Source organism: Bradyrhizobium ferriligni (genome assembly GCF_056837965.1).
In genome coordinates, this window is sequence record NZ_JBXEJO010000093.1 from 14,170 (window position 1) to 32,094 (window position 17,925).

Below are 17,925 nucleotides of genomic sequence, written 5' to 3' on the forward strand. Positions count from 1 at the left end.
GGGAGGTTTCGCGATGGTCACGAGGGAAGAGAACGAATTGCTGTGCCGCGTCACGGGTGACGCGCCGATGGGACGGATGCTGCGGCAGCATTATTGGCTGCCGGCGGTCCTCTCGGTGCGCGTCCGCAAGGGAGAGGCGCCGGTTCGGGTCAAGCTGTTCGGCCGCAACTTCGTGGCGTTCCGGGGCAAGGACGGTTCGGTCGGCTTCCTCGACGAGGCCTGTCCGCACCGCGGCGCGTCGCTGGCGCTGGCGCGGGTCGACGACTGTTCGCTGACCTGCCTGTTCCACGGCTGGAAGATCAATGCACAGGGCGAGGTGCTCGACGTTCCCAACGAGCCGAACAATCCAAAGGAATTCGCCAAGACCGTGAAAGCGAAAGCCTATCCGGTGCGCGAAGGCGCCGGGCTGATCTGGGTCTGGCTCGGCGAGGGCGCGGCGCCGCCCGCGCCCGACTTCGAGTGGATGGATCTGCCGCCGGATCAGGTTTACGCGGCCGGCATCGAGCTCAATGCGAACTGGCTGCAAGGCGTCGAGGCCACCATCGATTCCTCGCATGTCGCGCTGTTGCACCAGAGCTGGACCGCGACCTCGTCGAGCGACTTCGGCGCGACCCGCGTCAACACCGAAGTCGCTTACGAATTCGATAAGAAGTCCTATGGCTTCCGTGCCGCGGCGCTGCGCACCGCACCAGACGGATCATGCCTTGCCCGCGTCACCGAGTTCGTGATGCCCTACTATGGCCTGATCGCGCCGATCTTCTCCGGACCGCAGCAGGATCGCACCGCGATCATCGCGGTGCCGATCGACGACGAGAACCTGATCCAGTGGTACATCTTCTACAATCCCGAGAAGCCGGTGGATTCCTGGCGCAAGGTGCAGCGCGCCAACCAGTGGCCGATGGCCGGCGGCCTGCCGGGCGATCAAAGCAACAATTGGGGGCAGAACCGCCAGATCATGGATGCCGGCAACAGCACCGGCTTCCATGAGATCGTCATCGAGGATTTCGTTGTCATGGTCAGCATGGGGCCGATCGTCGACCGTTCGCAGGAATATCTCTGCTCGGCGGACCAGGCGATTGTCAGGGTGCGCCGCCAGTTGCTCGATGAGGTGCGCGGCTTCATGAACGGCAAGGCGCCGAAAAGCGGCCAGAGCGAGTCCATGTCCTACAAGGACATCCGCGCGGTCGGCGGCCGGCTCGCCTCCGCTGCCGAGGATTGGCGGCAGATTCCCCGCTGATCGGATCGTACGCGCAGGGCGCGGGCAGTGTGCCCGCACCCCCTGTCCCAGCTTCAGCGCAGGAGATTCACCTCATGATCTGGCACCATCTATGCGCCGCCGCAAAACTGTCGGAAGGGGAGCCGCTGGGCTTCAGGGTCGGCGACCGGCGCGTCGCGCTTTACAAGGTCGACGACGACGTCTTCGCCACCGACGACGTCTGCTCGCACGCGTTTGCGCTGTTGTCGACAGGGTTCCTCGAAGGGCATGTGATCGAATGTCCGCTGCACGGCGCGATGTTCGATGTCCGTGACGGCAAATGCCGGTCGAGTGCCTACAGGGATATCAAGGCGTTCAAGGTCGAGATCCGCGACGGCGAGGTCTATGTGCAGCTCGGCGGCGGCGCTGCCCTGGAAACTGCCGGTGATTGCGGTGCGGACGTCAAGCCGTGAACGGCCTTGTCGTCATCGGCGCCTCCTATGCCGGCATTCAGGCAGCCCTCACCGCGCGTGAAGCCGGCTATGCCGAGCCGGTGACCGTGATCGCCGATGAGAGCGCGCTGCCGTATCAGCGGCCGCCGCTGTCAAAGGATTTCCTGCTCGACGAGATCAGCGCGCAGGGTCTCCTGATGCACGACGAGGCCATTTTCTCCGACAACAGGATCGAGCTGTGCCTTGGCAACCGCGTTGTCGGGATCGATCGCAGTGCCGGCCGGGTCGTGTTGGCCGGCGGCGCGGTCCTCGACTTCGAGCGCCTCGTCATTGCCACCGGCTCGCGCGCGCGCAGGATCGCGGTCCGCGGCGCCGAACTCGACGGGGTCTGTTATCTCAGGTCGATCGCCGACGCGGTCGAGCTCAAGGCGCGGCTCGGCGAGGCCAGCGAGATCGCGATCGTCGGCGGCGGCTTCATCGGGCTCGAGGTAGCGTCCTCTGCGGCCAGGCTCGGCAAGAAGGTGACGGTGATCGAGGCCGCGTCGCGGTTGCTCGAGCGGGCGGTCTCGCCGGTGGCGTCGCGCGTCCTGCTCGATCGTCACGTTCGAGCGGGCGTCGCGGTGAAGTTTGGTACGGCCGTTTCGGCAATGATTGGCGATGGCGGACGGGTTGCGGCGGTCGAGCTGAACGGAGGCCTCCGTCTCGGCGCCGACCTCGTCGTGGTCGGCATTGGCGGCATCGCCAATGATGAGCTCGCCATTGCCGCGGGGCTCGATTGCACCAATGGCATTGTGGTGGATGAGCACGGCCGGACGGCATGTCCGGGCATCTACGCCGCCGGCGACTGCGCCAATCACTACAGCCGCTTCGCGGGGGGATGGATCAGGCTGGAGTCGGTGCAGCACGCGCAGGACCAGGGACGGGCAGTCGGACTTGCGATCGCGGAAAGCCATGAGCCCTATGACAGCGTGCCGCGGTTCTGGTCTGATCAGCACGATCTCAAGCTTCAGATCGTCGGGCACTCGGCGCGCAGCGACCGGAGCGTGATCCGCGGCGCGATCGAAGCCGGCCGGTTCTCCGCCTTCAACTACCGGCAGGGCAAGCTCGTCGCAGTCGACAGCATCAACCATCCCGGCGACCAGATGGTGGCGCGGCGCCTGATCGCGGCGGGCATTTCGCCGACGCCGGAGCAGGCGGCAGACAGCTCATGCGATCTCAAATCGCTGCTGAAGGCCGGCAACAAGGCTGTCGCATGATGTCGCCGGCGGCAGAGCTAATCCGCTGCCGCAAGCCGGCCGGACTTCTTCGGCACCTTCACAGTCCGGACGGTGAGCAGCTTGCGCAGGCAGCGGTCGAGCATGGCGAGCTCCGCCTTGGTCAGTCCGCTCGCCTCGGTCACGCGCTCGACAACTCTCGCCACCTCGGCAATGCCGCGGTCGGCGGTTGCAAGCCCCTTGGCGGTGAGGCGAACCAGTTCCGAACGGCCGTCGTCGCTGGCCGAGACGCGCAGGACGAAGCCGCCTTCCTGGAGTCGGGCCACGCGCTTGGTCATGGCACCCGACGTGACGAGGAGGGCGCGGAACAGGTCGGTCGGGCGCAACTCGTACGGCTTGCCCGAGCGCCGGAGCGCCAGCAGGACGTAGAGCTCGCCGGTTTGCAGGCCGACGGCCTTCGCAATGTCCTGCAGGCGCATTTCGTGAAGCTGGTTGACGCGCTCCAGCCGCAGCAAGGTGCAGGCCGCGGCAAGGTCGAGGTCGGGGCGCTGCGCGAGCCAGGCCGCCTCGATGTCGTCGTAAAGGGTGCTGTCGGGCGTAGGCGGCTGCTTGATCGCAGCTTCGGCGCGGCGTGACACGCTGCTTTTCTTCATTCCCTTCCAGTCCCTTTCGTCCTGCGCCAAGGGCGCCGGCACCATGCATCGCAGCAATCTAACACCGTCGAATTGGCGTGTCGCCCCGCAAGTTCTTGCGATTGCTTTACACAAGCGCATCGCTCCGCGGAGCGGCCATTTGCCGTCCTTCGTCAAGGGTTGACAATTATCTTCCTAGGAAGAATATTCCGGGTAAGAAACAGGGGAGGAGCACATGCGCGGACTTCGCGCTCTCGTCATATTCGTGGCCTTGGTCGCGGCCTGCGGCTCGGCCGGCGCTGCCGAGACCGAATTGATCCTTGGCCAGACCATGCCCTATAGCGGGCCGGCGTCGGCCCTGAGCGCGGTCGGCAAGGTGCAGACCCGCTACTTCCAGATGATCAACGATCGCGGCGGCATCAATGGCCACAAGGTCAAGCTGATCTCGCTCGACGACGGCTACAGCCCGCCGAAGGCGGTGGAGCAGACGCGCAGGCTGATCGAGAATGACGAGGCGGTCGCGATCTTCGGCAGCATGGGAACGGCGCAGAACGCCGCGGTGCAGAAATATCTCAACGCCAAGAAGATCCCTCAGCTGTTCGTGTTCGCGGCCAGCGAACGCTTTGCCGACCCGAAGACCAGTCCCTACACGATCTCGGGGATGACGTTGTTCAGCACCGAGGCTGCGATCTATGCGCGGCTGGTGGCCGAGCACACGCCCGGTGCGCGCGTCGCCGTGTTGTACCAGAACGACGACTACGGCCGCGAATATCTCCGCAGCTTCAAGGCCGAACTGGCCCGCCTCGATCCCAAGGCCGAGATTGTCGCGGCGTCGCCCTACGAAGTCACGTCGCCCACGGTCGATTCGCAGATCGTGGCGCTGGCGAGCACCAATGCCAACGTCTTTCTCAATGCGTCGACCGGCAAATTCACATCGCAGGCGATCCGCAAGGCGGGCGAGCTCGGCTGGCGCGCGCAGCAGTTCCTCCCGATCGGCAGCAACTTCGTGCCGACGATCCTCAAGCCTGCCGGCCTCGACAACGCCAGGGGAGCGATCTCGGCGACGCCGACCAAGTCGGTCGGCGATCCGGAATGGGCCAATGACCCCGCCTATCTGGAATGGCTGGCCTTCATGAAAAAATACTATCCCGAGGGCGATATCGAGGATCAGCTCAACTTCACCGGATGGAACGTCGCTGTGCTTATGACCAAGGTCATCGAGGCCTGCGGCGACGATCTGTCCCGGCAGAACATCATGAAGCAGGCCACCGCGCTGAAGAACCTGGCGCTGCCGGGCCTGATCCCGGGCATCACCGTCAATACCAGCCCTGACGACTATCGCTTGATCACGTCGCTGCGCCCGCAGCGTTTTGACGGCGAGCGCTGGGTTCCGATGTCCGGTACCATGGCCGCGCAATGAGGGCCGCGAATTGTGGTGAAGCGTGGCCGGCCGCTAGAGCGTGATCCGGAAAAGTGCGAAGCGGTTTTCCGAAAAGATCATGCTCAAACAACAAGCTAGAGCGCGATGATGATTCACTCCAATCTCATCGCGCTTTAGCGGCCGCGCCTGAGTTCTTCGGTGGCGCGCCGGAGCACCTCGTGAAGCCATTCGTGCGAAGGCTCGTCCTCGACGCGTTCGTGCCAGAGCAGCCGAACCTCCACCGGCGTCGTGGTGTAAGGCAGTTCGTAGGTCGTGATCGCATGCGCCTGCTCGAGCGCACGCGCCAGCGGCCGCGGGACGATGGCAGCAAGTCCGGAATCGATCAGCAGTGCGGGCAGGGCAAGGAAGTGCGGCAGCGAGACCGCGATCCGTGGCGGCCGGTCGCTGTCGGACAGCGCCCGTTCGAGCGCGGGGCGGTCGTACATCTCCGAACGCCTGGCGAGCCCGCGCTCGGAGATGAAGCCGCCGATCGCGCCCTCCTGCTCGCCGCCAAAGGACACCACGACCAGCGGCAAGGTCGCGAGCTTTGCCTTGTCGAGCCGGCCAAGCTTGCGTTTCTTGCCGACAATCAGCACGTCGTCATATTCGAACAGCAGTGCCGTGCGGAAGCGGCTCGGCGGCGACGAGAACACGCCGATCGCAACGTCGATGCGGCCGAGGTCGATCTGCTCGGCAAGATCGATCCGCGTCACCGGCTTGATGGTGAGGTCGATCGCCGGAGCTTCCCGACCCAGGATCTTCAGCAGCGGCGGCGCCAGCACCATCGTCGTGAAGTCGTTGGCGGCCAGCGTGAACGGTTTTGTGGAGGCCGCCGGCGCGAAGGTCGGCAGCTCGACCGCGGCCTCCAGCGATCGCAGCGCCTGGCGGACCTGCGGCGCCATCGTCAACGCGCGCGCCGTCGGCTGCATGCCGGTGGCCGTGCGCACGAACAGGTCGTCGTCCAGCATTTCGCGCAGTCGCGCCAGCGAGTGGCTGACGGCGGACTGGCTCAGCGCGACCTTCTGGCTGGCCCGCAGCACGCTGCGCTCCTCCATGACTGCGTCGAACACCTTGAGCAGATTGAGATCCAGGGTCTTGAAGGAAACGGACACGCTGCGAGTCCTGTCTGTAGCGGATCGCTCGCCTCGGCAAAATTCCACGATCGACGGCAGTTAAGGCCAGCCGTCTGGCGGATGCAACCGAGCGGATTCTCCACGAGCGTATTGCCGTGTCGTCACCACCAGCCATCTGAAGCCGGTTCAGGATCACTCTGCAAGACTTTCACTTCCGCAACGCGGCGTTCTGGCCAAGATTGCCGGCACCGGGTTGGGAGGAGAAAAAGCGATGAAGGCCTGGGTGATGTCGGCCCGAAGTGGCGCGCGTAAATCGATCGGACTGGCGTTGATGCTGGTGGCGACAGGGACGTCGGCGATTGCACAGAGCGGGCCGGTCAGGCTCGGCGTGCTGACCGACATGTCGTCGCTCTACGCCGACAATGGCGGCCAGGGCTCGGTGGTCGCGGCGCAGATGGCGGTGGACGATTTCAAGGGCAAGGTGCTCGGGCGCCCGATCGAGATCGTCGCCGGCGATCACCAGAACAAGGCGGATATCGGCTCGGCGATTGCCCGGCGCTGGCTGGAGAACGACAATGTCGAGGCCATCCTCGACGTCCCGAATTCCGCGGTCGCGCTGGCCGTGCAGGGCATCACGCGCGACAAGAAGAAGCTGTTCCTCGCCACCGGCGCGGCAACGTCCCGGCTGACCGGCGACGAGTGCTCGCCGACCGGCATTCACTGGACCTACGATACTTACGCGCTGTCGCAGGGAACGACGAGGGCGATTTTGCGCCTCGGCGCCAAGTCCTGGTTCTTTCTTTCGGCCGACTATTCGCTCGGTGCGCAACTCGAGGCCGACAGCCGCAAGGTGATCGACGCCACCGGCGGCAGGGTGGTCGGCGCCGTGAAACACCCGATCAACACGCCCGACTTCTCGTCCTTCCTGCTGCAGGCGCAAGCCTCCAAAGCGGACGTGATCGCGCTCGCCGACGCCGGCGGCGACTTCATCAACGCCGTGAAGCAGGCCGGCGAGTTCGGGGTGACGCGCGGGCAGAAGCTTGCCGGCCTGATCGTCTTCATCGCCGACATTCACAGCCTCGGGCTGCAGAGTGCGCAAGGCCTGATGCTGAGCTCGGCGTTCTACTGGGACCTCAACGACGAGACGCGGGCGTGGTCGAAGCGCTTCATCGAGAAGACGAAGAAGGTGCCCACCATGATCCACGCCGGCACCTATGGTGCGGTCATGCACTACCTCAAGGCGGTCGAAGCCGCCGGCACGCTCGATGGGCCGACCGTCGCCGCCAAGATGCGCGAATTGCCGGTCAACGACTTCATGACCCGCAACGGCAGGATCCGTCCGGACGGCCGGCTGGTCCGTGACATGTATCTGTTCCGCGTCAAGTCGCCGGAGGAGTCGAAATACCAGTTCGACTACTACCAGCTGCTGGCCACGATCCCGGGGGAAGAGGCCTTCAGACCGATGGAGGACGGCGGATGCACGCTCGTGAAGAAGTCGTGATCGACCGGGACGCGGCGTGCGGCGCTGCGCGCAATCCGATCGACGAGGTGATCGCCGGCCGGCTGTCGTGCCGCGAGTTCTCCGGCAGTCCGGTCTCGCGCTGGACGGTCGAGCAGATCCTGCGCGTGGCGCGGTTCGCGCCGAGCGGCGCGAACATCCAGCCCTGGCACGTCTACGTGCTCGCCGGCGCCGCCAAAACCGAGGTGTCGGCTGCGCTTCTGCATGCGTATGAGAACGAGCCGGGCGAGCACGTCTCCGAATATCAATACTACGCCAGCGCCTTCCCCGAGCCGTATCTCGGCCGTCGCCAGGAGTTCGGGCGATTGTTCTATGACTCGCTCGGGATCGCGCAAAGCGACGCAGCGGCGAGGAGCCGGCAGACCGCAAAGAACTTCATGTTCTTCGGCGCGCCGGTTGGATTGATCGTCACCATCGATCGGCGCCTGGCGATGGGAAGCTGGCTCGATCTCGGCATGTTCATCCAGAACGTGATGCTGGCGGCGGTCGGACGCGGGCTGCAATCCTGTCCGCAAGAAACCTTCGCCAGATTCCACCGGATCTTGCGTCCGCTGCTGTCGATCCCTGCCGAGCAGATGGTGGCCTGCGGGATCTCGATGGGCCACCCCAGGGAGCGGTCGCGCACGCGGCTGATGCCGCGCGCGGAACTGGAGGCATTCGCCTCCTTCAAGGGTTTCGAGGATTAAACCAGGAGAAAGTCATGGGAAGCCGTGAACAGCTCATCGAACGCAGCATTCCGTTTCTGCGCGAGGTCAAGGACATGACGCCGAGCGCGGCGATGGAGCGATGGCTCAACGAGACCTATGGAGAGGACAGCGCGCTGTACCAGGATCTGGCCCGCCTCATCAAAATGGGAGTCGAGGAGGGGTGGGCGGCGAACCAGGAGGTGGAGGGCCCGAACTATCGGCGCAGCCGCATTCTTGAGCCGATCCCCGAGACGTTCCAGTTCAGCATCACCGCGGTCTACATGAACAGCACGGATCCGCGCCGCTTCAAGGACGAGGATGATCACGACGTGCTGCGCGGACAATATCACGGCCATCCCTATGGCGAGCTCAACCTCGTCGTTCCCCTCGACAAGGGCGCGCAGCTGAAGGGATTGCAGGGCTGGCAGGGGCCGGGCTGGACGGCGCCGGATCCCGGCAGCCGGCATTATCCGGAGGTGAGGGGCGGCGCGGTCATCGCGCTGTTCTATCTGCCGGCCGGGCGCATCTCCTATGATTTCAAGGCGCCGGCCTGATATCCGGCGCGGGCGACAATCCGGTCTGGAGAAAGCAACATGACGTTGATCTACCCGATCACTTCGAACAGCGTCCATCCCGCGCGCCTGTCGCCTGCGTACCGCAGCGCGATGAAGCGCGCGCCCACGAAGCCGCTGATCCCGATGCGGCACACGCTCTCGGAGCTGACCGGGCCGGTCTACGGTCATGAGACCGTGCGCGCGCACGACAACGACCTCACCATCCAGGCCAAGGGCGAGCCGCTCGGCGAGCGCATCATCGTGCACGGCTATGTGCTCGATGAGGATGGCCGCGGCGTGCCCAACACGCTGGTCGAGCTGTGGCAGGCCAATGCCTGCGGCCGCTACATCCATGTCGTCGATCAGCACCCGGCGCCGCTCGATCCGAATTTTACCGGCGCCGGCCGCACGCAATCCGATGCCAAGGGCTATTACAAGTTCATCACCATCAAGCCCGGCGCCTATCCCTGGGGCAATCACCACAATGCCTGGCGGCCCGCGCATATCCACTTCTCGGTGTTCGGCCACGCCTTCGTCTCGCGTCTGGTGACCCAGATGTATTTCCCCGGCGACCCCTTGTTTCCGTTCGACCCGATCTTCAACTCGGTGACGGATGCGAAGGCGCGGGCGCGGATGGTCTCCTCGTTCGATCTCGACAACACCAAGCCGGAATGGGCGCTGTGCTACCGCTTCGATATCGTGCTGCGCGGGCAGAGTGCCACGCCGATGGAGACCAAGTAACGTGTCGAACCCGCGTCCTGATGGAATCACGCCTTCGCAGACCGTCGGTCCCTATTTCAAGTATGGCCTGACGCCGAACGGCGAATACGAATGGAACGATGCCTTCACCAGCAACCTCTTGACGGGCGACGTCTCGGGCGAGCGCATCCGCGTCGAGGGCAAGGTCTATGACGGCGACGGCGCCGTGATCCCGGATTGCATGCTGGAGATCTGGCAGGCCGACGCGCAAGGCCGCTTCTCGGATCCACAGGATGCGCGCGCGTTGCCGAATTCGAGCTTCAAGGGCTTTGGCCGCTGCGGCACCGACAAGAGCGGCGCCTACGCCTTCGACACCATCAAGCCGGGCGTGGTGCCGGACGCCGACGGCAAGCCGCAGGCGCCGCACATCGGGCTCGCGGTGTTCGCGCGCGGCATGCTGCTGCATCTCTACACCCGGATCTATTTCGAGGACGAAGCCGGCAACGCCGCTGATTCCACGCTGGCGCTGGTGCCGGCCGACCGCCGCGCGACACTGATCGCGAAGCGCAAGGCCGCCGCAGGCAGCGTCTACACCTTCGACGTCCATCTGCAGGGCGGCAACGAGACGGTGTTCTTCGACGTCTAGCTGCGCGCCGCCAGCGGCGCGCAATTCCAGCATTGAAGGGACGACCGGAATCCGCTGCGCGCGTTCGCCGCAGCGGATTTCGCTTGACCATGCGTCATCGGTTATATAACATATTCGTTATATAACCGAACGAGATCAAAATGGCCAACCTCGATGCCGCCTTTTCCGCGCTCGCCGACCCGACCCGCCGGGCGATCCTGGCGCGCCTCGCGCTGGGCGAGGCGACTGTCATGGAGCTGGTCGAGCCGTTCGACATGACCCAGCCCGCGATCTCCCGCCATCTCAAGGTGCTCGAGGGCGCCGGTCTGATCGTGCGGCGGATCGAGGGCACCAAGCGGCCGTGCCGGCTGGCGCCGTCAGCGGTTGCCGAGATCGATCAATGGCTCGGCATGCTGCGCCGCGCGCTGGAAACCAATTACGACCGGCTGGACGGTGTGCTGGCCGCAATGAAGCCTGAGCAGTGAAGGGTATTCCCAATGAGCAAGTTGACGCTGAAGACCGAAGGCGACCGCTATGTCGTCGTGACCAGGCGCTTCGTCGCGCCCCCGGAGGCGGTGTATCGCGCGCATACCGAGCCGGAGTTGCTGCAAAAGTGGCTGCTCGGTCCCGACGGCTGGACCATGCCGGTCTGCATCAGCGAGGCGAAGCCCGGCGGCCGGATTCGCTACGAATGGACCGACGGCAAGGGCGGCGGCTTCCATCTGACCGGCGAGTATCTCGCGCTCGAACCGTTCAGCCGCATCGTGCATGTCGAGCGCATGCATCTGCCGGATCCGACGCCTGACAATCACGTCGAGACGCGCTTCGCGCCCGACGGCGACGGCACCTTGATGACGATGCGGATGACGCTGCCGGATGCCGAAACGCGTGCGGCGATGCTCGCGACCGGCATGGAGCACGGCATGGAAGACAGTTATGCTCGGCTCGATCGCATGAGCTGAACGTGACTGACGTGAGGGACAATGCGCGACCGTTTCCTGACGGGCCTGATTGGCTATCCGATCGCGCATTCGGCCGCGCCTGCGATGCACGAAGCAGCCGCCGCAGCGCTAGGCGTTCGCTGTCACTACCAGCTCATCGAGGTCAAGGGCGCCGGCCGCGACGATCTGCGCACGATGCTTGACGGCATCAGGCGGCTCGGCTTTGCCGGCGTCAACGTTACCTTTCCCTACAAGGAGGCGATCGTCGATCTGCTCGATGACCTCGCATCCGATGCGCGCGCTATCGGCGCGGTCAACACCATCGTCGCCGATGGTGCGCTTCTGGTCGGGCACAACACCGACGCGTCAGGTTTTGTGCGTGCGATCGCACCGCTGCTTACCAGTGCGCCGCGCGGCCCGATCGCGCTGATCGGTGCCGGCGGCGTCGGCAAGGCGATCGCCTTCGCGCTGGCCATCCTCGGCGTCGGTGAGCTCCGCATCTTCGACGCCGATGCCGCCAGGGTCGCGCGGCTGGCCGGTCAGTTGTTGGCCGGCCGTCATGCGGCTCGTGGTGTCGCCAGCGTCGAGGGCGCGGTCGATGGCGCGGCCGGCATCGTCAACGCAACGCCGGTCGGCATGCTGCCGAGCCGCGACAGTCCCGTGCCGGACAGCTTGTTGCATCCGTCGATGTGGGTCGCTGACGCGGTCTACACGCCGCTGTGGACGCCGTTGCTGTTGGCGGCCAAGGCCAAGGGCGCCAAAGTCCTGACCGGGCGCGATCTTGCGATCTACGCAGCAGCGGACGCGTTCGAATTGTTCACGACAATGATGCCTTCGACTGATGTCATGGCAAATGCGTTCGACGCCGTGATGGCTGCGCGCTACTCTGCGCCCGTCTGAGGGGCGGAGACACAAAATGACAAAAATCAGGATCGGGCTGGCCGGCTGCGGCTTCGTGTCGGAGCTGCATATGGTTGCCTACCGGCGCGTCTATGGCGTCGACGTCGAGGTGAGGGCGGTCGCGGCGCGCGGCGATCATGTCAATGCGTTCGCCCGCAAGCACGCAATCCCGAACGCCTATCGCAGCTTCGCCGAGCTGGTCGCCGACCGCGAGCTTGACGTCATCGACATCTGCACCCCGCCGAACCTTCACGCCGCGATGATCGTGGACGCAATGCAGGCGGGCAAGCACGTAATCTGCGAGAAGCCGTTCAGCGGCTATTTCGGCCGCGACGACGACAAGACGCCGATCGGCAGGCATGTGCCGAAAGCGCTGATGTACCAGCGGGTGATGGAGGAGATGGAGAAAACTCGCGCCGCGATCGAGCGGAGCGGGCAACTCTTCATGTATGCCGAGGACTGGATCTACGCGCCGGCGGTGACCAAGACCGCGGAGATCATCCGCGCCACCGGCGACAAGATCCTGTTCATGAAGGGCGAGGAGAGCCATTCCGGCTCGCATGCGGCGCATGCCGCCGAGTGGGCGATGACCGGCGGCGGCTCGCTGATCCGGATGGGGTGCCATCCCTTGTCGGCGGTGCTCTATCTCAAGCAGGTCGAGGCGAAAGCGCGGGGTGAGACGATTACAGTCGCGAGCGTCACCTGCGACGTCGGCAACGTCACCGCCGGCCTCAAACCCGAGGAGCGCCTCTACATCAAGGCCAATCCGGTCGATGTCGAGGATTGGGGCACGTTGACCGCAACGTTCTCCGACGGCACCAAGGCCACGGTATTTTCGGGCGACATGATCATGGGCGGCGTACGCAACCTGATCGAGACCTACACGAGCGGCGGCTCGCTATTCGCCAACATCACCCCGAACACGCATCTGATGAGCTACCAGACCTCCGAGGAGAAGCTCGCCTCGGTCTACATCACCGAAAAGGTCGATCGCAAAACCGGCTGGCAATATGTCTGCCTCGAGGAGGAATGGACCCGCGGCTACCTGCAGGAGATCCAGGATTTCATGGAGTGCGTGACGACCGGGCGGCAGCCGCTCGCCGATCTCGCGCTGGCGTATGAGACGACCAAGGTGAACTACGCCGGCTACTGGGCCGCGGATGAGGGCAGGCGGGTGGTACTGTAGGCTAAGGACAACAGCGGGCTTGCTCTCGTCTCGCTTGCCCATGCCAGATCCGTCATCCTGAGGCGCGAGCGGAGCGAGCCTCGAAGGGTGCGCGGCCCCGCTGCTGGCCGTCGATCCTTCGAGACGCGGCCAAGAGGCCGCTCCTCAGGATGACGGACTGAGCTCCCAGCATGCTGCAAGAGGCCGAAATCTACGCCGCGTACACCGAGCCCTTCGGCAGCGGGAACACCGGATCCTGCGTGCGGATATTGGTCGGCCACACCACGGTGATGCGCTCGCCGGCGTTCTGCATCACGACCGGGGTCGAGCGCTCGTTCTGGCCGGACAGCGGCGTGCCCGGCGGATAGAACTTCACGCCATAGCCCTGGATGGTGCCGCCTGCGGGGATGTCGACGTCGAGCGCCGCCTTGCGGATCGCCTCGGGATCGAAGCCGCCATACTTGTCCTTGGCGACCGGCAGCACATTGTTGAGCAGGATCCAGGTCTGGTTGAAGCCCATCGAGCAGTGCGGCGGCACTTCGGTTGCATTGGTCTTCTCGCGGTAGCGCGCGACCATGGTCTTGGTGAGGTCGCCGACGCCGGGTGCGAGCTTGGCCGGATCGAGCAGCTGCGCCGGCACTGGGTCGATGTTGCAGAAATTGTCGATGTCGGCGCCGAAGGTCGCGCGCAGCTTGTCGAGCTGGCTGTAGCCGGCGCCGGCGCCGAACAGCATCTTGAACTTCAGCCCGCTCTCACGCGCCTGGCGCAGGAACAGCGTGATGTCGGGATTGTAGCCGGCATGCGAGATCACGTCGGCCTTGGCGCGCTTCAGCTTGGTGACCAGCACCGAGAGATCGGGCGCGGACGCCGAATAGCCCTCCTTCAGCACCACCTGCAGCCCGACCTCCTTGGCGAAGGCTTCGTCCGCGGCGGCGACGCCGACGCCATAGGGCCCGTCCTCGTGGATCAGCGCCACCTTGACGTCCTTCGGCTCCATGCCGAGCTTGGCCTTGGCGTGCTCATTGATGAAGCTCGCGAACGCCTGGCCGTACTGGTCGGAATGGATCTGCGCGCGGAACACGTATTGCAGGTTCTTGTCCTTGAACACGGCGGTCGAGACCGCGGTCGTGATCCACAGGATCCGCTTCTGCTGCTCGACCTTGGCGGCGAGCGGCACCGCGTGGGAGCTTGCGAACACGCCGTTGAGAATGTCGACCTTCTCCTGGTCGATCAGGCGATTGGCCTCGTTGATCGCGACATCGGGCTTGCTTTGGGAGTCGACGTTGACCGGCGCGATCTTGTACTTGCCGCCGACACCGCCCTTCTCGTTGACGAGGTCGATCGCGATCTGGGTGCCGATCGAGGAGGCGACCGAACCGCCGGCGGCGAACGGGCCGGTCAGGTCGTAGATCACACCGATCCGGACCGTTTCGGCCTGCGCCTGCGCCCGTGTCCAATCCAAGCTGAAAGCAGCGGCGGCAGCCGCTGAAGTCTTCAGCAGCGTCCTGCGTGAAGTCGGCATCGCGTCCTCCCCTGAAACCGTCAGTTGTGTGACGGGTCTTGCTTGTTTTCGCGGAGTATTGGGAGGCGAGGTCGGAAAGTCAACGCGGCTTGCGGCTGCGGCGTCTTGCGCTTTGGGAGGGGGAGCTTGGCTTCCTACGTCGTCCCGGCGAAGGCCGGGACCCATTACCCCAAATGTAAATCGTTGCGCGACGCTGGGGCTGCAGTTCCTCTTGCAACACGAACCTATGGTTGATGGGGTGGACGGCCCCCTACGGCATCAGTGTGCCAGAATGAGGTTGTTGCAAATCTCAGACAAGGGAGCCGTCCGTGAGAGAGATTATCCGCATCGGTATGGATACGTCGAAGCATATTTTTGTGCTGCATGGGGTTGATGCAGCCGAGCAGGTGGTGTTGCGCAAGAAGCTGTCGCGGAAGCAGGTGCTGGATTTCTTCGCCAAGTTACCGCCGACGGTGATCGGGATGGAGGCCTGCGGAGGCTCGCAGCATTGGGCGCGGGAGCTTGGCAAGCTCGGCCATGAGGTCAAGCTGATGGCCCCGCAACTGGTGAAGCCCTATGTGTCGCGGAACAAGAACGACGGGCGGGACGCGGAGGGAACGTGCGAGGCGATGGGCCGGCCGAGCATGCGGTTCGTGCCGGTCAAGACGGCCGAGCAACAGGCCGCGCTGATGCTGACGGGTATCCGCGATGGATTGATCGCCCGGCGCACCCAGCTTGGCAATACGATCCGTGGCCATGCGGCGGAGTTCGGCCTGATCGCAGCCAAAGGGGTCGACAAGGTCGAGCCGCTGCTGGCGCGGATTGCGCAGGACGAGACGCTTCCCGCCCTGGCGCGCGAGTTGTTTGTCGTGCTGGACCGCGAGTACGCCAGGCTCGAGGGCGAGCTTGGGGAGATCGAAGCCCAGCTGATGGCCTGGCACCGATCCGATGTCACGGGTCGGCGTCTGGCGCAGATCCCCTCGATTGGTCCAATCATTGCGACGATGCTGGTGATGAAAACGCCGGATCCGCTTGCCTTCCGTTCCGGCCGGCACTTTGCGGCTTGGCTCGGCCTCACACCTCAAGACCATTCCACCGGCGGCAAGACCAGGCTTGGCAAGATTACGCGGGCGGGCGACGAGGACTTGCGACGACTGCTGGTGATCGGGGCCACGGCGGTGATCCAGCAGGCAAGGCGCGGGCGCGGTCACCACTCGCGCTGGCTGCTGGCACTGATCCAGCGCAAGCCGCCGAAGCTTGCGGCCGTGGCGCTCGCCAACAAGGTGGCCCGCATCGCCTGGAAGCTGATGGCAACAGGTGAGAGCTACGATGTGGCACGGATGAATCCCATTCCGGCCACCTAACAGATTGGCCGGCCGGCGGGTTCACTCGCCGGTCGACCCGGAGCTGCAGGAGCAGATGGAGCGATCGATCGAGCAACGATGCGAGACAATCCGTGGGACCCATCGGCCGTCAACAGGTCGCCTGGTTGTTTGGAACTCGCATCGCGCAACCCATCTTGGCCAGCGATCGACCCGATCGCACTCAACAGGCCGGACATATGGATGCAAGCGATCCGATCTCACCAAAAAGCTCTTGTGCCACGGGGGCCGTCCACATATGGGTCCCGGCCTTCGCCGGGACGACGATGGTGGTGGACTGCGAAAATCTACTCCATCACCGCGGCATGGTCCGACGGCGCCGACTGCGAGCGCAGCGTGGCCTTGGTCGAGCCGATCATCAGCGCGAGCGGGATCGAGACCAGGATGAACAGCATCACCAGCTGGTAGTCGTGCGAGAACGCGATGATCTGCGACTGCGCCGCCACCATCTTGTCGGCCATCGCGCGGCCGGCATCGGTGTTGAGGTTGATCATGCCCGATACGTCGGGCATCTGCAGCGCGTGGTTGAACGGATTGATCTGTTCCGACAGCTTTGCGTAGATCCGCCGTCCGCCTTCCGTCAGCTGCGCGATCACGATCGAGATGCCGACCGAGCTTGCGACGTTGCGCAGCAGCGTCAGCATCGAGGTGCCGTCGGTACGCAGATGGTTGGGCAGCGACATGAACGCCACCGTCGACAGCGGCACGAACACGAGGCCGAAGCCAAAGCCCTGGACCACGCTGACGACGATGATCTCGTTGGCCTGGGTCATGTCGGTCCAGCCGGTCATCTGGAACAGCGAGGCCGCGGTCAGCGCCAGTCCGGAAATGATCAGCGTGCGCGCCTCGATGTAGCGCATCATGCGGCCGACCAGCATCATCGCGACGAAGGTGCCGGCGCCGCGGGTCGCCAACAACAGGCCCGCCGTGATGATCGGGTAGCCGACCACGTTCTGCAGATAGGGCGAGGACAGCGCCATGGTCGAATACAGCACGAGGCCCATGACAGTCATGAACACGCAGCCGCCGAGGAAGTTCTTGTCCTTGAACAGCGCGAACTGGATGAACGGCCGGCTGGTCGTCAGCGAATGGGCGAAGAAATAGTAGAAGCCGACCGCGGAGACGATGAATTCGATCATGATCTCGTTGGATTCCAGCCAGCCGAGCTGCTCGCCGCGGTCGAGCGCGAGCTGCAGCGAACCGATCGCGACCGCGAGCGCACCGAACCCGAACCAGTCGAAGCGCAGGTTGAGGTCCTGCTTGGTCTCGTCCATGAAGACCGCAAGGCCGAGCACAGTGATCGCGCCGAACGGCAGGTTGACGAAGAACACCCAGTGCCAGGAATAGGTCTCGGTCAGCCAGGCGCCGAGCGAGGGCCCCATGATCGGGCCCATCATCACGCCCATGCCCCAGATCGACATCGCTTTCGCCCGCTCATGCAGCGCGTAGGAGTCGAGCATCACGGCCTGTGACAGCGGCACCAGCGCCGCGCCGAACACACCCTGCAGCAGGCGGAACAGCACCATCTGGTTGATGTCCTGCGCCAGGCCGCAGAACACCGAGGCGACGGTGAAGCCGGCCGAGCAGATGATGAAGATGCGCTTCCGGCCATAGCGGTTGGCGATCCAGCCGACCGGCGCGGTCATGATCGCGGCCGCGACGATGTAGGAGGTCAGCACCCAGTTGATCTGGTCCTGCGAGGCCGACAGCGAGCCCTGCATATAGGGCAGCGCGACGTTGGCGATCGTGGTGTCGAGCGCCTGCATGATCGTCGCGGTCATCGCGCAGATCGTCACCATGTTCCGGCGCATGCCGGGTACGGCGGATGGTGACGGTGCATTCATTCAGGTCGGTCCTCGAACGTTGGTGTTACCTCTCCCGCTTGCGGGGGAGGTCGGATCGCATCGAAGATGCGATCCGGGTGGGGGCTCTCTCCACAAAATGACTCGTGGAGAGAGCCCCCACCC

General features: G+C 64.7%; 18 protein-coding genes. 14 read left to right on the forward strand and 4 right to left on the reverse strand.

Annotated features, from left to right (window positions below; translation table 11 throughout):
* Positions 1-13: 13 nt before the first annotated feature.
* The 3 genes from AC1VNY_RS37510 to AC1VNY_RS37520 all read left to right on the forward strand — a co-directional run bounded on the left by AC1VNY_RS37510 (position 14) and on the right by AC1VNY_RS37520 (position 2,903).
* Positions 14-1,237 carry a Rieske 2Fe-2S domain-containing protein gene (locus AC1VNY_RS37510; protein ID WP_482408937.1) on the forward strand — a complete coding sequence of 408 codons (1,224 nt, stop codon included), beginning with the start codon at positions 14-16 and terminating at the stop codon, positions 1,235-1,237.
* A gap of 74 nt (positions 1,238-1,311) precedes the next feature.
* Positions 1,312-1,668 carry a non-heme iron oxygenase ferredoxin subunit gene (locus AC1VNY_RS37515; protein ID WP_482408938.1) on the forward strand — a complete coding sequence of 119 codons (357 nt, stop codon included), beginning with the start codon at positions 1,312-1,314 and terminating at the stop codon, positions 1,666-1,668.
* Complete coding sequence (locus AC1VNY_RS37520) at positions 1,665-2,903, forward strand: NAD(P)/FAD-dependent oxidoreductase (RefSeq protein WP_482408939.1); 1,239 nt, start codon at positions 1,665-1,667, stop codon at positions 2,901-2,903. Before AC1VNY_RS37515 ends, AC1VNY_RS37520 begins: the two co-directional genes overlap by 4 nt.
* A 17-nt stretch (positions 2,904-2,920) precedes the next feature.
* Here the strand turns inward: AC1VNY_RS37520 and AC1VNY_RS37525 are convergent, their stop codons facing one another.
* A complete protein-coding gene (locus tag AC1VNY_RS37525) occupies positions 2,921-3,514 on the reverse strand; it encodes a MarR family winged helix-turn-helix transcriptional regulator (protein ID WP_482408940.1) in 594 nt (197 codons plus the stop codon).
* Positions 3,515-3,728: 214 nt separating this feature from the next.
* Here AC1VNY_RS37525 and AC1VNY_RS37530 point away from each other — a divergent pair, with 214 nt between their 5' ends.
* On the forward strand, positions 3,729-4,913 hold the full coding sequence (locus tag AC1VNY_RS37530) for an ABC transporter substrate-binding protein (protein ID WP_482408941.1): 1,185 nt from the start codon (positions 3,729-3,731) through the stop codon (positions 4,911-4,913).
* A 134-nt stretch (positions 4,914-5,047) separates the two neighbouring features.
* Here AC1VNY_RS37530 and AC1VNY_RS37535 read toward each other — a convergent pair whose 3' ends face one another.
* A complete protein-coding gene (locus AC1VNY_RS37535) occupies positions 5,048-6,025 on the reverse strand; it encodes a LysR family transcriptional regulator (RefSeq protein WP_482408942.1) in 978 nt (325 codons plus the stop codon).
* A gap of 232 nt (positions 6,026-6,257) precedes the next feature.
* Between AC1VNY_RS37535 and AC1VNY_RS37540 the strand changes: the two genes are divergently transcribed.
* The 9 genes from AC1VNY_RS37540 (at position 6,258) to AC1VNY_RS37580 (ending at position 13,096) form a co-directional block, all read left to right on the forward strand.
* Complete coding sequence (locus AC1VNY_RS37540) at positions 6,258-7,487, forward strand: ABC transporter substrate-binding protein (protein WP_482408943.1); 1,230 nt, start codon at positions 6,258-6,260, stop codon at positions 7,485-7,487.
* The gene (locus tag AC1VNY_RS37545) at positions 7,463-8,191 is read left to right on the forward strand and encodes a nitroreductase (RefSeq protein WP_482408944.1); all 729 of its coding nucleotides are present in this window, start codon (positions 7,463-7,465) and stop codon (positions 8,189-8,191) included. Before AC1VNY_RS37540 ends, AC1VNY_RS37545 begins: the two co-directional genes overlap by 25 nt.
* A 14-nt stretch (positions 8,192-8,205) precedes the next feature.
* Complete coding sequence (locus AC1VNY_RS37550) at positions 8,206-8,745, forward strand: 4-hydroxylaminobenzoate lyase (protein WP_482408945.1); 540 nt, start codon at positions 8,206-8,208, stop codon at positions 8,743-8,745.
* Between the two features lie 39 nt (positions 8,746-8,784).
* On the forward strand, positions 8,785-9,486 hold the full coding sequence (gene pcaH, locus AC1VNY_RS37555; protein WP_482408946.1) for a protocatechuate 3,4-dioxygenase subunit beta: 702 nt from the start codon (positions 8,785-8,787) through the stop codon (positions 9,484-9,486).
* Between the two features lies 1 nt (position 9,487).
* A complete protein-coding gene (gene pcaG / locus AC1VNY_RS37560; RefSeq protein ID WP_482408947.1) occupies positions 9,488-10,090 on the forward strand; it encodes a protocatechuate 3,4-dioxygenase subunit alpha in 603 nt (200 codons plus the stop codon).
* 140 nt (positions 10,091-10,230) lie between these two features.
* Positions 10,231-10,554: an ArsR/SmtB family transcription factor gene (locus tag AC1VNY_RS37565; RefSeq protein ID WP_028344906.1), complete on the forward strand. Its 324-nt coding sequence runs from the start codon at positions 10,231-10,233 to the stop codon at positions 10,552-10,554.
* A 12-nt stretch (positions 10,555-10,566) separates the two neighbouring features.
* A complete protein-coding gene (locus AC1VNY_RS37570) occupies positions 10,567-11,031 on the forward strand; it encodes an SRPBCC domain-containing protein (RefSeq protein ID WP_028344907.1) in 465 nt (154 codons plus the stop codon).
* 21 nt (positions 11,032-11,052) lie between these two features.
* Positions 11,053-11,910: a shikimate dehydrogenase gene (locus AC1VNY_RS37575; protein ID WP_482408948.1), complete on the forward strand. Its 858-nt coding sequence runs from the start codon at positions 11,053-11,055 to the stop codon at positions 11,908-11,910.
* 16 nt (positions 11,911-11,926) lie between these two features.
* Positions 11,927-13,096 carry a Gfo/Idh/MocA family protein gene (locus tag AC1VNY_RS37580; RefSeq protein ID WP_482408949.1) on the forward strand — a complete coding sequence of 390 codons (1,170 nt, stop codon included), beginning with the start codon at positions 11,927-11,929 and terminating at the stop codon, positions 13,094-13,096.
* A gap of 190 nt (positions 13,097-13,286) precedes the next feature.
* Here the strand turns inward: AC1VNY_RS37580 and AC1VNY_RS37585 are convergent, their stop codons facing one another.
* Positions 13,287-14,597 carry an ABC transporter substrate-binding protein gene (locus tag AC1VNY_RS37585; protein WP_028344910.1) on the reverse strand — a complete coding sequence of 437 codons (1,311 nt, stop codon included), beginning with the start codon at positions 14,595-14,597 and terminating at the stop codon, positions 13,287-13,289.
* Between the two features lie 308 nt (positions 14,598-14,905).
* On the opposite strand from AC1VNY_RS37585, the gene AC1VNY_RS37590 reads away from it, so the two are divergent.
* Positions 14,906-15,940, forward strand: coding sequence for an IS110 family RNA-guided transposase (locus tag AC1VNY_RS37590; protein WP_482408950.1), 1,035 nt, complete (start codon positions 14,906-14,908; stop codon positions 15,938-15,940).
* 305 nt (positions 15,941-16,245) lie between these two features.
* Here AC1VNY_RS37590 and AC1VNY_RS37595 read toward each other — a convergent pair whose 3' ends face one another.
* Positions 16,246-17,802 (reverse strand): MDR family MFS transporter, encoded by a 1,557-nt coding sequence (locus tag AC1VNY_RS37595; protein ID WP_038387626.1) that lies wholly within the window; start codon positions 17,800-17,802, stop codon positions 16,246-16,248.
* Between the last annotated feature and the right edge of the window lie 123 nt (positions 17,803-17,925).